This window comes from Saccharopolyspora hattusasensis (assembly GCF_050972075.1).
GTDB classification, from domain to species: Bacteria; Actinomycetota; Actinomycetes; order Mycobacteriales; family Pseudonocardiaceae; genus Saccharopolyspora; species Saccharopolyspora hattusasensis.
On record NZ_JBPCDC010000001.1, the window covers coordinates 425,740 to 439,054 of the forward strand.

Consider the following 13,315-nt stretch of genomic DNA (forward strand, 5'->3'; position numbering starts at 1 on the left):
AGGGATCAACGAGTGGCTCCCATGACTTTCGAAACCGACCCAAGCGCCCGCCGCCCGGTCCAAGCCCCGGCGCGCGACAGCCACACCCGAACTCGCGTTGTCGTGGTTGGGAATACCCACAACCGGCTCTCCGCGCGGGGGGCACCCAGCAACGGCGGCCCGACACGGTGCTGCGTGGAACGAACGAGAGTGCAAGCCGCGAGTTCGGAGGTTCACTGTGGACACGGGAATATCGTTCAGTTTGGTTGGAGATCACCGGTCGGTGTTAGTTGGAGTGCGCACTGTTACGCCGACCCCGGCTCCGCTGGTGATCATGAATGGACGGATGCGGGTGCAGGAGCCCCGCGGCGACCCACGGCTGGCCGTTGTCGATGCGGTAGGTGGTGACCACTTCCACGTCGGGGAAGTCGGTGCTGGCTCCGGCGGCGCGGACGACGGCCGACGAGTCGGTGGTCGCCACGACCTCGACCGAGGTGTACTTGACCGTGAGCTGCTGCCACGCATTGGCGCCGCGGGGCTGCGCGGTCGAGGCGTACGAGAGGTTGAGCCAGTCGAGCTGGTCGAGGTGCCCCACCGCGGCCAGGTCGAGCGGTTTGCCGACGGTGGCACCGGGCAACTGGCCGTCATTGCTCCCCGCCGACACCGCCAGCGCCATCAGGTCGTTGCCGATGACGATGTCAGACGTCGTGGCCTGCGATTGCGGTCCGGGCACGGTGCGACCAGTGCTGGCGTGCGCGACCGCTCGCGACAAGCGGAGGTCAACCCGAGTCGGTTTCCCCGATTCGACCGTCGTCACGCTGCTGGCGCGGTTGTAGCCCACACCGTTGGCGGCGACGGTGTATGTGCCGGGCGGGACGAAAACGATGTATTCGCCGGAAGGATCGGTGGTGCTCGCCGTCACCCGGTTGCCATCGGCGCCGATGATCGCCACTTCGACGTTCGGCAGCGCGGCGCCGGTGGAAACGTCGGTGACCTTGCCGACGAGACCGTCGCCCGCGTCGATCCGTTGGGCGCCCGGGATGCCGTCGCGCACTTCGAATGCGGCGATCGTGTACGCAGGAGAGGCCGCATCCCTCGCGTTGAGCACGATCCGCAGGTCGCTGCGCCAGCGCTGCGCAGTGACGACGCACAGCACGTAGCCCCGATAGCTGCCGTTGTAGAACTTGACGTGCGGATTGGCTGCCAGACCCTGCCTGACGTCGGCGTCCCAGCCCGCTCCGGAAGAGATCGAGGTACCGACGAACTCGGTGGCGATGGTCTCCGAAGCCAGGTCGGTGAAGTCGGTCTTGAGGTCGTTGACCCAGTGCGTGTGCCAGTCGCCGCTGAGCACGACCGGGTTGGACGGCCGGTGTTGGTCGATGAAGTCGAGGATGCGGGAGCGGGCCGCTGGGTAACCGTCCCACTGGTCGAGGTTGACGATCTGTCCCGGACCGAGGTCGTAGTCGAAGGCGGCCATGATCGTCTGCTGCGCGATCACGTTCCACTTGGCTGCGGACTCGCTCAGTCCCTGCAGCAGCCACTGTTCCTGCGCGGGTCCGGTCATCGTGCGGGCGGGGTCGTACACCTCGCCGCCCGGCGCCTTGCGTCCGTCGCCGAGTGCCTGGTCCGAGCGGTACTGGCGGGTGTCCAGGACGCTGAACTCGGCGAGGCGCCTAAGCGGATTCGCCGGTACATCAACGCCTCCGGCCCATGGGGCTGTTGTTCCGGCCGCATCGGCAGATGCTCGTAGTACGCCTGGTAGCCGTTGGCGCGCCGTTCGAGGAACGGCCGTCCGTCGCCGGCCCCTCCGGCGACCGCACCGGCGTAGTTGTTCTGCACTTCGTGGTCATCCCAGGTGAGGATGAACGGGAAACGCGCGTGCGCGGCACGCAGGTCCGGCGAGGTCTTGTACCGCGCGTGCAGCCCGCGGAACTCGGTCAGGCTGCCGTTCGTGGTCTCGTAGATGTAGTCGCCGAGGTGGATCACGAAGTCGACGTCCTGGTCGGCGAGATCGCGGTAGGCGGGGTAGGGCCCGCCCACCCACGACTGGCAGGAGACGAACGCGAACCGCATCCGGTCGACCGGGGCGCCGAGCGGCGGCATGGTGCGCGTGCGGCCGATCCGGCTGGAGGTCCCGTCGGCCTGAAAGCGGTACCAGTACCAGCGGCCCGGAGCGAGATCGCGCACCAGGACGTGCACCGTGTGAGCCGACTGCGGGCTAGCGGTCGCCGTGCCGGATTGCAGGACTTGGCGGAAGTTTTCGTCGGCCGCGATTTCCCAATGAACCGGTACCTGTTCCGCTGGCATACCACCGGTTTCGGCGTTCAACGGATCAGGCGCCAACCTCGTCCAGAGCACGACGCTGTCGTGATTCGGCTCGCCCGAGGCCACGCCGAGCGTAAACGGAGCGGGGTCCAGATCGGCTGCCTGCGCTGACGGTGCGCCGTCGACGAGTTGGCCTGCGGTCACCGCACCGAGCGTTCCTCCCGCCAACGCCATGAAACGCCTTCTGTTGATGGAGAAAGGAACCACGTTTCACTCCGCGCGCTTCGAGCCATGATCCGACCAGGACAGCCTTGATCGTCTTGCTGGCCAACAGCTGAAGCGGCAGTGAACCCGCGGAGTAGCCTCCATGTCGCAAACTCCGTGCTGTCGTCGAACTCGCGCCAACCAAAATTAAGTGGCGCGGTAAGCAGCGTTGGAACCCGTCGTTGCGGTTCCCGATGGGCAAGCTCATCGGGGTCGAGCGGCTGAACAAGCGGTGGGGACGGGCGAAGCTCCCGAAGCTGGGGTGGGTGCGGTTCCGCATGACCCGCCGGCTCGGCGGTGCCGTGCGGTCCGCGACAGTGTCCCGCGACGGCCGGGACTGGTTCGTGTCGTTCCTCGTTGACGACGGCGCCACCACCCCAGAACGGCACGCCGCACCCCACAGCGGCGTCGGTGTCGACCGTGGAGTCGCGGCAGCGGTAGCTACCAGTGACGGCAAGCTCATTGACCGCGTTTTCGTCTCGTCTGGCGAGGATGAGCGTTACCGCAGGTTGCAGCAGAAGCTTTCCCGGCAGAAGCGGGGCCGCGCAAACCGTAAGAAGACGCTCGGCAAGATGCGCCGGTTGAAGCGGCGCGAACGCGACCGGCGAGCGGACTTCTGCTCGCAGGTCGCGGCCGAGCTCACCGACCGCAACGCGCTGGTCGTGCTGGAAGACCTCCGTACCCGGAACATGACCCGGTCGGCGAGCGGAACCGCCGAAGAACCCGGCCGGAACGTCGCCCAAAAGTCCGGCCTGAACCGCGCCATCCTCGACAAAGGCTGGCACAAGCTTGAACTGGCCCTGCGTAACGCTGCCCGCTATAGCGGCAGCGAGATCGTGAAGGTGCCTGCTGCGTACACGTCGCAGACGTGCGCGGTGTGCCGTGCTGTGGACCCGGAAAGCCGTGAGAGCCAAGCGGTTTTTCGGTGTACCCAGTGCGGCCACACCGCGCACGCTGACGTGAACGCGGCGAAGAACATTCTCGCCGCCGGACGGGCGGGGACAGCCTGTGGAGACCTCGCCGTTAGGCGGTCCGTGAAGCAGGAACCTCAACCGGCGTTAGCGCTGGTTGGAATCCCCCGGCTTTAGGACTCTGTTGCCTAATTCGCACCCTATGTGGGCGGGTGGCGGCTGAGGGTGCAAGATCATCCCTGTTTGCATGTGGCCCTTGCCAGTTCGCGTCTCGCGCTCCTGGCGAGCCCGACACGGTCCATGTGATCACGCACGTGTCCACCACCAACGCCACCGCGATCAACCTCGTCCGACTCGACGCATGGTGGACCGGCACGCCCCTGGGAAACACCAGAACTTCCCACCTCGCAGCCCTCGACTTCGAACTCGCCGCATGATCAAAATTAGGCAACAGAGTCCTTTAGCCATGGGGAGGACGTCAATCGAGCGGTCAGTGGTACCCCGCATCCCTCGCAGTAGGTTCCGTCAGCCGACGTCGTGTCCGCTGAGATCATCAGAGGGCTTCCCGAAAGCGATCGGGCCGGAAGGGGGCGAGCAGCGGGTCGGTTGTACCAGTGAGGATCTCTTTGGCGAGGAGGCGTCCGAGCAGCGGCGCGAGGGTGACTCCACTGTGAGCGGATAGCTCGTAATATCTGGCCACGTCGGCCCGGGCGCCTACGGAGGGGGCTCCGTCGGGCGGAGTCGGTCTGGGGCCGACAGCAATGCGTCGTATCTCGATGTCTCCAGTGTCCGGGAACATGCGCCGTGCCCGGTCGACGAGGATGTCAGCGGCCGCGTGCGTGGTGGCTTCGCCTCGGGTGATCATGTGGTCCGCGTCGTGGCTGTGCAGAAGGGCCCGGTTGGGGCCGTCGGGGCGGATGCCGAGGCGTGGGGTCCGGATCACAGTAGAGACGAGGTCGACCGGGGTGTCCACCGATACGACGAAACCTGACGAGGCGGAACCTCGCGCGGCACGGGCTGCCGGGATACGGATGTCGGCCACGCCGGTGCCGGTCGCGTTGACGACGCGATCTGTGTCGACCGAGTCTCCGTCGTCGAAGTCGATACGGACGCGCCCTGATGTGGTGGGTGTGATGGAGGTGGCTCGGCGGCGCTGTACCTGCAAGCCGGTGAGAAAGTGCCTCCGGATCGCGTCCGGGTCCGCCCATCCGTCGGCGTGGAACCACGCCACCGCGAGAGCGGCGGTGTCGAGGCGCAGTCGCGGCTCGCGTTCGCGGAAGGCGGCGCCGGAGACGAGCTCGCCACCGTAGCCGCGGGCGCGTGCGGCGTTCACGCGTTGTTCGGCCACGCGCAGCGAATCCGGGTCCGTGGCCACGAAGTGCTGGCCGGTGAATCGAACGGCCGCGTCTCCGAGTGCGGCGGAGATGTCGTGGTACTCGGCGACGCCGCGGTCGTTGAGAGCGGCGAGGGCTGGTTCAATCTTTGCGCTGCCGTTCACGCAGGCGAAGGAAGCCGTCGTCGATCGATAGCCTGGGGCCTGGGCGTCGACGACGGTGACTCGTGCTCCGCGTCGGGAGAGGTGGTGGGCCGCAGCGGCGCCGAGGATTCCGGCACCGAGGACCGTGATGTGCTCGGGGACGCTTGTGATGGTCATGGGAGTTGTGCTCTTTCCCCGTCGCGATCGGGAAGGAAGACGTGGATGTCTGCGGCGTCGGCGCGAACGGCGACGGAGTCGCCGACAGGCGTGTGGTGTTCTTCGCGCATTCGCAGGGCGGTGGAATATCCGCCGATGTGGATCATGCGGTCGCTGCCGAGTAGCTCGGTGAGCACGACCGGGCCAGTTGCGCCGAGTTCGTCGTCGCTTGCGCGACCGCGGGAGAGCGACTCCGGGCGGATCCCGAGGGTGATTCGTCGCCCGTGGAAGCTGTGCAGGTGTCTGGGCAACGAGATCCTGGCCTCGCCGGAAATGAGGTGGCGGGTGTCGACGTGGCCGTCGATGAGGTTCATCCCGCCGAGAAATCCGGCGACGAAGGCGTTCTCGGGGCGGGTGTACACCTGTTCGGGGATGCCTGCCTGGGAGATTTTCCCGCCGTTCATGACGACGACCGTGCTGCCGAGGGTCAATGCCTCCACTTGGTCGTGGGTGACGTAGACCATGGTGGTTCCCAGGTCGCGTTGCAGTGCGAGCAGTTCTGCGCGCATTTCCACGCGGAGTTGGGCGTCGAGGTTGCTCAGTGGTTCGTCCATCAGCAGCACGCTGGGCCCGCGAACCAGGGCGCGACCGATGCCGACCCGCTGGCGTTGGCCGCCGGAGAGCTCGGCGGGCTTCCGGTCGAGGAGCCCCTCTAGACGCAGGAGCTGCGCGACGGCGTCGATCCGGTTGTTCCTCTCCGCTTTGGTGACCCGCGCCATGCGGAGCGGGAAGGCGATGTTCTCGCGGGCGGTTTTGTCGGGGTAGAGGGCGTAGTTCTGGAAGACCATCGCCACGCCGCGTCGCTGCGGTTCGGTGTGGGTGACGTCGTGTCCGCCGATCCGGATCGAGCCGTTCGTCGGCTGTTCCAGTCCGGCGATGCTGCGCAGCAGGGTCGTCTTCCCGCAGCCGGAAGGGCCGACGAGAACAGTGATCTCTCCGGCGGGGCAGTCGAGGTCGATGTGGTCGAGAGCGACAGCGCCAGCGTGGTACCGCTTGCTGAGTCCGTGGATGCTGACGCCGGCGGGCTCGGGGTGGGCCGGGTGGGTGTCGGCCACAGACTGCGCCTTCTCGGTGAGGTCGGTTGGCGTGGTCACGGCAGCAGCTCCGAGGCGGCGCGGGCTGCCTGGTTGAGGGCGTCCTGGGGTCGCTGCTCACCGGAGACGGCCCGGTAGATCGCGTTCTGGAGTTCCTTGGCGATCGCGGGTCCCCGTTCCCCTGGCCAGCTGAACCAGCGCACGAGCGACGCACCCTGCTTCCGCACGGCGTCGCGGGTGGGGTCGCTGCTCAGGAACTCGGCGAGGTACTCATTGCTCTGGGCGGCATAGGCGTTGACGGGGAGATAGCCGGTGGCCTTCGTTGTGGTCGTCGACCCTGCTGGGCTGACGAATGCTTTGAGCGCTTCCCACGCGAGCTGCTGCCGTTCCGGGTCGGTGGCGGTGATGACGAGAGCGTTGCCGGCGCCTGGTGCCTGGCGTTGGCCGTCGGCGGGAATGGGCAGCATGGCGGTTCGCAGGTCGAACCCAGCGGTGCGCTCGTAGTTGGCCACCTGGGCGCTGGAATCGACTGTCATCGCAACGTCCCCGCGGAAGAAGGCCTCACGGCCGTCGTCGGTACCGAACGCTGGCATCAGGCCGGACTCGACCATGCGGCGCCAGTACTCCAGGACCTCGACGCCGGCGGTGTCATTGAAGGTGATGTCCTTCTCGGTCGCGTCCATCATCGATCCGCCGTTGGAGCGGAGGAAGTTCTCAAACGACCACACGCTCTCGAAGTCGGACCAGTGACCGTACGTGGCTGCACCGGAATCGACGATCGCACGAGCGGCCTTCTCCACGTCCTCCCAGGTCTGCGGAGGCGAGTCCGGGTCGAGCCCGGCCTTGGTGAACAGGTCGGCGTTGTAGTACATCACCAACGTCGAGACGGCGTTCGGCATCCCGTACAGTTCGCCGTCGAACGTGGTCAGATCGAGCATGTTCTGGCTGTATTGGCCGAGGTCGAACTCGTCGTCGGAGTCGATGAACTTGCCGACCGGGACAGCGGCACCGGCGTCGACCAGCATCCGGACCTGGTTGAGGCCGACCATCGTGATGTCCGGGGGGTTGCCGGCGGTCAGATCGTTCTGCAGTCGGGCGAGGCTGTCCTCGTAGGAGTTGCCCGCGAGTTGGAGTTCGACGCTCATGCCGGTGCGCGACTGAAGGTCGCTTGCGATCTGCCCGAACGGCGCGGTGAACAGCCCGTCGTACGCGTACACGAGATTCACTGTCTCCCCCGCGGTGTTCGGGGTCCGCGCGGTGGGGTTCTCCGTCGCGCAGCCAGCGAGCAGCGAGATGGTGACGGCTGTGGCGAGTACGAATGTTCGTCGTCGGAGCGGGTACTTTTTCATGGTGTGTTCCTTTTAGTGTGAGTGGGGGAAGCGTCAGTCGGAAATGAGGCTGAAGCCGGCGATGAACTGGCGTTGGGCGAGAAGGAACCCGAGTAGCAGCGGCACGATCGCCAGGAGGGCGGCGGCCATCTGCGCGCCGTAGCTGGTCCCCGATTCGAAGCTGACGAAGCGCACGATGCCGAACGGGACGGTCGCGTAGTCGGTGCTGCGGAGCACGATGGACGGCCAGAAGTAGTCGTTCCAGTGCGATACGAAGCTGAACACGCCGAAGGAAACGAGTGCCGGCTTGACGAGTGGGAAAACCACACGGATGAGGGTGGACCACCCTCGTGCACCGTCGAGTCGCGCCGCGTCGAACACCGACTGGGGGATGGTGAGGATGAACTGGCGGAGCAAGAATATCCCGAACGCGGAGCTGACGAACGGCAGGACAAGGCTGGGGAACGTGTTGAGGATCCCGACCTTGCTGAAAATGAGGTAGATGGGAATTGCAGCTACTTGAGTCGGGACCATAAGGCACGCAAACACGACCCACAGGCTCAGAGTCTGTCCGCGGAATCGCAGTCTGGCGAGCGCGTACGCGGCCGGCAGACACACGATCACCTGAAGGACGAAGATCGTGGTGGCCACGACGAAGCTGTTGAGATAATAGCGCAGCATCGGCACCTCATCGAACACCTCCGCGAAGTTCGCGAGGGTGAACGCATCGGGCAGCACCCCGTCACGGAAGATCTGCGTCTGCGGCGTGAACGCGCTCACGACCATCCACAGGAAAGGCGTCAGGATCGCGACAGCGCCGGTTGCGAGGGCAAAATGAATACCGGCCTGTGCGGCCCAGTGCTGCGGTCTCATCGCGACCCTGCTTTCTCGAGACGTGTTCCGAAGCTGCGCATCTGCCATGCCGTGACGAGGAGGCACAGGAGGAAGAGGACAACCGTGGTGACCGCGGCCGATCCAAAGTCGACATTGCGGATGCCCTGCTGCCAGAGCAGGTACGCGAGCGTCGACGTGCTCTCGCCCGGGCCACCGCGAGTCATCACCTGGGCGGTCTCGAACATGCGCAACGCCGAAGTAGTCGATATGACGATCGCGAACACCGTTGCCGGGGAGATCGCTGGCCAGGTGACGTGCCAGAAGCGTTGCCACGCGCCCGCACCGTCCAGCACTGCGGCCTCGTGGAGGTCCCTGCGCACCCCGGTGAGGCCGGCGAGGAAAATAACCGCGACGTACCCGATGTTGTGCCAGTTGCCGACGATCGCAAGCCCCAGGAGCGAAAGGTCTGCGGAGCTGAGCCACCCGGTGCGTCCGAGGACGGCCCCGAGGGTCTGATCGAACAGTCCGGACTCCGGGTAGAAAATCCAGCGCCACGCGGCCGCCATAGCGACCAGGACGGCCGCCATCGGCAGGAAGTACACCGCCCGCCAGAACACCCGGCCGCGGGAGAGCGCGTTGATGCCGACGGCGACCAGAAGTCCGCCGGCCACCGAGGTGGGGACGGTCATCACCGCGTACAGCAGCGTGTTGCCCAATGCGTTGAGCAAGGTGGGACTGGTCAGGACACGGGTGTAGTTGTCGAGACCGACGAACGTGCTCCTGCCGGACAGCGGGCTCCAGTGGAACAGTGCGATCGCGAACGCGAGGACAGCGGGTACGACAACGAACAGAAGCAGGAACGCGATCGCTGGACTGATCAGCACAAACGGCTCCAGCCGGCCCGGCAAACGCAGCCGCGGTACGGGAAACTCGACCGGGCGCAACCGTGCTCTCGCCTCGTCGACGCCGATCGCTCCGCCTGGGAGCGCGGCGCTCATCAGCTGGCCCTCAGCGCCGTGGTGAGGCGTCGCACACCGTCGACGACGGCCTCCCGCGCGCCCGCGTAGCTCACACGGACATGGCCGGCTACACCGAACGCCGACCCCGGCACCACTGCGACACCTGCGTCTTCGAGCAACCTCACCACCAATCCGACGTCGTCACGGTCGTTGCTGGGCACTGCTGGGAAGAGGTAGAACGCTCCCTGCGGTGTCTGGACCGGGATGTGGGCGTCTTCGAAGACACCGAGGAGCTCGTCGCGGAGTTCCTTCAGTTGGCGGCGGGTCTGCGCCGCGACGTCAGGGCCGGTCAGCGCGGCCAGCGCCGCCGCCTGGGACACGCGGCACACATTCGAGCTGGTGTGGGATTGGATCGCTGTCGCCGTCGCGACGACCTCCGCCGGTGCGATGAGCCAGCCCGTGCGCCATCCGGTCATGGCGTGGCTCTTGCTCGTGCTGCCCAACGACACCACCTCGCATCCGGCATTCCTCGCGATCTCGGGCGTGGAGCGCGCCTGGACGAAGGACAGATCCCGGTAGGTGTCGTCCGAGACGATCCAAATACCGTGTTCGGCGGCCCACTGCGCGATCTCCTCAAGCTGCGATTCGTCGTGGACGAGTCCCGTCGGGTTGTGCGGGGAGCAAATGATCACGGCGCGAGTGACCGCGCTGCACACCGCGTCCAGGTCCGCGACGTCAGGAAGGCCGCCTCCTGAGCGCGGGTGCGCCGGGACGGCGACGGCGCCGGCCAATCGCACCGCCTCGGGGAAAGTGACCCAGTAAGGGGCGGGGACGATGACCTCATCGCCGTGGCCGACAAGGCTGCGCAAGGCGTTGTGGAGCGCCTGTTTCGCGCCATTCGTGACGGCCACATGGGAGCGGTCGACCTCAATGCCAAGACTGCGTCCGGCCCAGCCTGCGACGGCGTCCCGGCACTCGGGGTCGCCGGCCGCGCTGCCGTATCCGTGTCGTGCCGGGTCGTGCGCCGCCTTGACCGCTGCCTCGACGATGTGGGGCGGGGTCGGCGTGGCGAGCTCCCCTGCGGTGAGGTTCACGATGTCGCGGCCCTCAGCTTGCAGTGAGCGGGCTAGCTCACGCAGGCCGCCGGTGGGTGAGGTTGTGATGCGAGGAGTGTTCACGAGGTAGCGCTTTCAGTCAGGTGGCCGGTGATGGCCTCGGTGATGGGGATGCCGTCAAGCCGGCCAGGTGCTGGGACACCGAGCACGTGCAGCAGAGTGGGAAGGATGTCTGTGACGGTGACTGGCCGGTCGACGACGAGAGAACGAGCGAAGGCGGGTCCTTGCATGACCAACGGGATGCGGATGTCCTCGTGCAGGAGGGTTCCGTGAGTGGCCGCGCGTTGCCCGCTGGTGCTCACAGGCAGGGCGCGAGGATCGGCGGTCACGAGGACCGCGGGACCAAGATGCGGATGATCGCATCCAGCCTGCTTCATCGGGAGCACTCCGGGCACGAGGTCGGGTTCGCTCATGAAGACGGTGTCCGCCCAGGCCTGCCCGCGGCACCACAATGCGAGCTCGCGATGGACCGCTGACGGGGTTTCGGCCGGCAGGTGGATCGCAGCGGCGGCAGCGTTGATGCAGATCGTTGCACGCTCCGCTAGGTGCTCCGGGAGGTCTGCGAACAGCTCCGCGCCGAGAACAGCCCCTGGAGGGAGATCCACCATGCCGTGATCGGAAGTCACGATCACATTGACCGGTCGCCCTTTGCCGCGCAAGACGGAAACCAGTCTGCCGAGCTCCTCGTCGATGCGAGCGAGCACGTCCCGAACGGGGGCAGCATCGACGCCGTGTGCGTGCCGTACCTCGTCGGGCTCACCGCACCAGAACAAGAGCACGTCCGGGTCGACCCCATCGAAAAACGCACCCGAGGCGACATCGACGCCCCAGGCGAGGATCTCTCTGGAATCCGCTCCCCTTGCGGGAGGCGGACCGTGCCAGCGGCGCACCTCGTCGCGTAGGTCAACGGGGAGCACCGGCCCGACGACCGGATCAAACGCAGCCATCACCAGGGCGCCTCCAACGGAGTCCACTTCGGAATGCAGCAGGTACGCGCACCCGGGGCTACCGGACCCCACCACCATCAAGCGTCTGCCTTCGGCAGCGAGGATCTCACCGAGCGTGCGCGCTTCGACGACCCGACCACGTGCCGACCGCATCGCGAGGAGCTCGCACACCGACGCCGTGTCGACGAGACCGCCGGGTGTCCAGATGCGGTTGCCAAGCACGCCAGTGTGACGCGGAAGGCGACCGGTGACGAGTGAAGCCGCGGCGGCGCGGGTCACCGACGGGACCACAGTTGACGCCGAAACGCAGCGCACCCCGTCTTCGACGAGCTCGAAAAGCCTCGGAAGCGCGGACTCGGTGAGGTCGACAGCGCGCAGACCGTCGACGACCAGCAACACGACGAGCGGCCTGGTCGCTTCGCGGTCAAACGCGCGATTCTCGATGTTCACTGTGCACCGCTTTCCTCTCCGTGGCCCGCGAAAAGCCGAACGAGTAGACTTTCTAGCGGAGGAGCTTGAACTGAAAGTTAACTCCAAACAAGAGTTAGGTGCGCAGAGAAGCGAGGAACGCATGCCACGTCCGCAGGACACCGCGTCGACGATGGATCCAATCAGGCAGATGCTCACCAGGAGCAGGAGCACTTACCCGTCCCTGTCGGGTGCCGAGCGCCGCGTCGCGGATGCGCTCGAAGCGGCACCGCACGAACTGCTCCGGCTTCCCCTCAAAGCTTTCGCCGAGAGAGCAGGCGTGAGCGAAGCGACAGTGGTGCGGTTCTGCCAGTCCATCGGATACGACGGATTCCGCGGTTTGCGCATCGAACTTGCCACGCGCGCGCTCGTCACAACCGGGGACACCGCCTCGCCGGTATCCCCCGACGACGACGTGGCAACAATCACCGACAAAGTGCTGCGCTCGGGGATGGCTGTCATCACTGACACGCTCGCGACCGTCGACACCGACGCCCTCGCCGCCGCCGTGGACGCCATCGCCGCCGCCTCGCGCGTCGAATGCTTCGCAGTAGGCAGCTCCATCCCCGTCGCCCTAGACCTCTACTATCGGCTCCTGCGGCTCGGCGTGCCCACCAGCATCGCCACCGACCCGCACATGCAGGCCACCTCGGCCTCGCATCTTTCCAACACCGCGGTCGCATTCGGCATCTCGCACACCGGCCGCTCGTTCGAGACCCACGCCGCCTTCCGTCACGCGCGTGCCGCCGGCGCGAAGACAATCCTCATTACCAGCTATCGCGGCACCCCGATCGGCGAACTCACCGACATCGAAATCGTCGTCGCCTCCCCCGAACCCGCACTCCGCCCGGACGCCGGGTCAAGCCGACTCGCACACCTCGCCGTCGTCGATGCCGCCACCGTCGCATTGGCCATGCGAGACCCCGATCGCACCGACGAAGCACTTCTGCGCGATGACGCGATCATCTCCGAGCGAGAGGTCACCCGATGACCCGCATCAGCGTCGCCGTCCTCGACCTCGCAGGAACCACGGCACGGGAGGACGGGATCGTCGAAGCGGCCGTGCGCGCTGCGGTTCAGACCGTCACCGCCGGCCAGACGGCCGACAGATCCGCGGCCATCGCCGCGGAAACCGCCGACACCAGTGCCGACTCGTCCGAACTGGTGAGAAGCGGCGGGCACGACGTACGGGCAGGTCGACCACAGTCGCTCGGTCAAGCACACCCCGCCCTGTCGCACGCCACGGCAGACGAGGCAGGAATCTCGCCTCGTCTGGCGGGGTTCGTCAGCAGCCATGTCGAAATGAACAGGCCCTAGCCGCGCGGCGAGTCGCCTCACTAGCGCCTCCCGCAACAACGACCGCAAGCCCTAACGAGATACCCACCACGGTGAACCGTGACATGTGGACACTCAACTGACGGATGACTGCTACGGCGTGGGCGGTCTCTGCTCAGCCTGCGACAACCGACGACGCGGGTGCGGATGCCGTGCCCGCACCGGGTTCGTGCGCCGCAGTCC

The 13,315-nt window shown here is 66.6% G+C and carries 12 protein-coding genes and 1 pseudogene; 4 read left to right on the top strand and 9 right to left on the bottom strand.

Features of this window, described 5'->3' with window-relative positions; all coding sequences use genetic code 11:
- Positions 1-265 precede the first annotated feature (265 nt).
- Complete coding sequence (locus ACRXBZ_RS02140) at positions 266-1,135, bottom strand: carboxypeptidase-like regulatory domain-containing protein (protein WP_433883779.1); 870 nt, start codon at positions 1,133-1,135, stop codon at positions 266-268.
- 18 nt (positions 1,136-1,153) lie between these two features.
- Positions 1,154-2,478: pseudogene (locus ACRXBZ_RS02145) on the bottom strand (alkaline phosphatase D family protein); the annotation flags it as partial.
- Between the two features lie 212 nt (positions 2,479-2,690).
- Between ACRXBZ_RS02145 and ACRXBZ_RS02150 the strand changes: the two are divergent.
- Together ACRXBZ_RS02150 and ACRXBZ_RS02155 are read left to right on the top strand one after the other, a co-directional pair.
- Complete coding sequence (locus ACRXBZ_RS02150) at positions 2,691-3,596, top strand: RNA-guided endonuclease InsQ/TnpB family protein (RefSeq protein ID WP_433877524.1); 906 nt, start codon at positions 2,691-2,693, stop codon at positions 3,594-3,596.
- Positions 3,597-3,733: 137 nt separating this feature from the next.
- Positions 3,734-3,856, top strand: coding sequence for a hypothetical protein (locus tag ACRXBZ_RS02155; protein WP_433877525.1), 123 nt, complete (start codon positions 3,734-3,736; stop codon positions 3,854-3,856).
- A 116-nt stretch (positions 3,857-3,972) separates the two neighbouring features.
- On the opposite strand, the gene ACRXBZ_RS02160 is transcribed toward ACRXBZ_RS02155, so the two are convergent.
- From ACRXBZ_RS02160 to ACRXBZ_RS02190, 7 genes are read right to left on the bottom strand one after another with little or no spacing between them, the layout of a single operon-like run.
- Entirely contained in the window at positions 3,973-5,073 is a 1,101-nt protein-coding gene (locus ACRXBZ_RS02160) for an NAD(P)/FAD-dependent oxidoreductase (protein ID WP_433877526.1), read from the bottom strand.
- A complete protein-coding gene (locus tag ACRXBZ_RS02165; RefSeq protein ID WP_433877527.1) occupies positions 5,070-6,206 on the bottom strand; it encodes an ABC transporter ATP-binding protein in 1,137 nt (378 codons plus the stop codon). Before ACRXBZ_RS02165 ends, ACRXBZ_RS02160 begins: the two co-directional genes overlap by 4 nt.
- Positions 6,203-7,495 (bottom strand): ABC transporter substrate-binding protein, encoded by a 1,293-nt coding sequence (locus ACRXBZ_RS02170; RefSeq protein ID WP_433877528.1) that lies wholly within the window; start codon positions 7,493-7,495, stop codon positions 6,203-6,205. The genes ACRXBZ_RS02165 and ACRXBZ_RS02170 overlap by 4 nt, the downstream gene beginning before the upstream one ends.
- 33 nt (positions 7,496-7,528) lie before the next feature.
- Positions 7,529-8,347 carry a carbohydrate ABC transporter permease gene (locus ACRXBZ_RS02175; protein ID WP_433877529.1) on the bottom strand — a complete coding sequence of 273 codons (819 nt, stop codon included), beginning with the start codon at positions 8,345-8,347 and terminating at the stop codon, positions 7,529-7,531.
- On the bottom strand, positions 8,344-9,306 hold the full coding sequence (locus ACRXBZ_RS02180) for a carbohydrate ABC transporter permease (RefSeq protein ID WP_433877530.1): 963 nt from the start codon (positions 9,304-9,306) through the stop codon (positions 8,344-8,346). Before ACRXBZ_RS02180 ends, ACRXBZ_RS02175 begins: the two co-directional genes overlap by 4 nt.
- Entirely contained in the window at positions 9,306-10,445 is a 1,140-nt protein-coding gene (locus tag ACRXBZ_RS02185) for a pyridoxal phosphate-dependent aminotransferase (RefSeq protein WP_433877531.1), read from the bottom strand. Before ACRXBZ_RS02185 ends, ACRXBZ_RS02180 begins: the two co-directional genes overlap by 1 nt.
- Positions 10,442-11,779, bottom strand: a complete 1,338-nt coding sequence (locus ACRXBZ_RS02190) for an alkaline phosphatase family protein (protein ID WP_433877532.1) — start codon at positions 11,777-11,779, stop codon at positions 10,442-10,444. Before ACRXBZ_RS02190 ends, ACRXBZ_RS02185 begins: the two co-directional genes overlap by 4 nt.
- On the opposite strand from ACRXBZ_RS02190, the gene ACRXBZ_RS02195 reads away from it, so the two are divergent.
- Together ACRXBZ_RS02195 and ACRXBZ_RS02200 are read left to right on the top strand one after the other, a co-directional pair.
- Entirely contained in the window at positions 11,772-12,788 is a 1,017-nt protein-coding gene (locus tag ACRXBZ_RS02195; protein ID WP_433877533.1) for a MurR/RpiR family transcriptional regulator, read from the top strand. The genes ACRXBZ_RS02190 and ACRXBZ_RS02195 overlap by 8 nt on opposite strands.
- Positions 12,785-13,114 (top strand): hypothetical protein, encoded by a 330-nt coding sequence (locus ACRXBZ_RS02200; RefSeq protein WP_433877534.1) that lies wholly within the window; start codon positions 12,785-12,787, stop codon positions 13,112-13,114. Before ACRXBZ_RS02195 ends, ACRXBZ_RS02200 begins: the two co-directional genes overlap by 4 nt.
- Positions 13,115-13,315 lie beyond the last annotated feature (201 nt).

Bases quoted from the DNA above. Each gene is read 5' to 3' on its own strand.
- ACRXBZ_RS02160 (WP_433877526.1), bottom strand. From the start codon at position 5,073: ATGACCATCACAAGCGTCCCCGAGCACATCACGGTCCTCGGTGCCGGA.
- ACRXBZ_RS02170 (WP_433877528.1), bottom strand. From the start codon at position 7,495: ATGAAAAAGTACCCGCTCCGACGACGAACATTCGTACTCGCCACAGCC.
- ACRXBZ_RS02175 (WP_433877529.1), bottom strand. From the start codon at position 8,347: ATGAGACCGCAGCACTGGGCCGCACAGGCCGGTATTCATTTTGCCCTC.
- ACRXBZ_RS02180 (WP_433877530.1), bottom strand. From the start codon at position 9,306: ATGAGCGCCGCGCTCCCAGGCGGAGCGATCGGCGTCGACGAGGCGAGA.
- ACRXBZ_RS02195 (WP_433877533.1), top strand. From the start codon at position 11,772: ATGTTCACTGTGCACCGCTTTCCTCTCCGTGGCCCGCGAAAAGCCGAA.
- ACRXBZ_RS02200 (WP_433877534.1), top strand. From the start codon at position 12,785: ATGACCCGCATCAGCGTCGCCGTCCTCGACCTCGCAGGAACCACGGCA.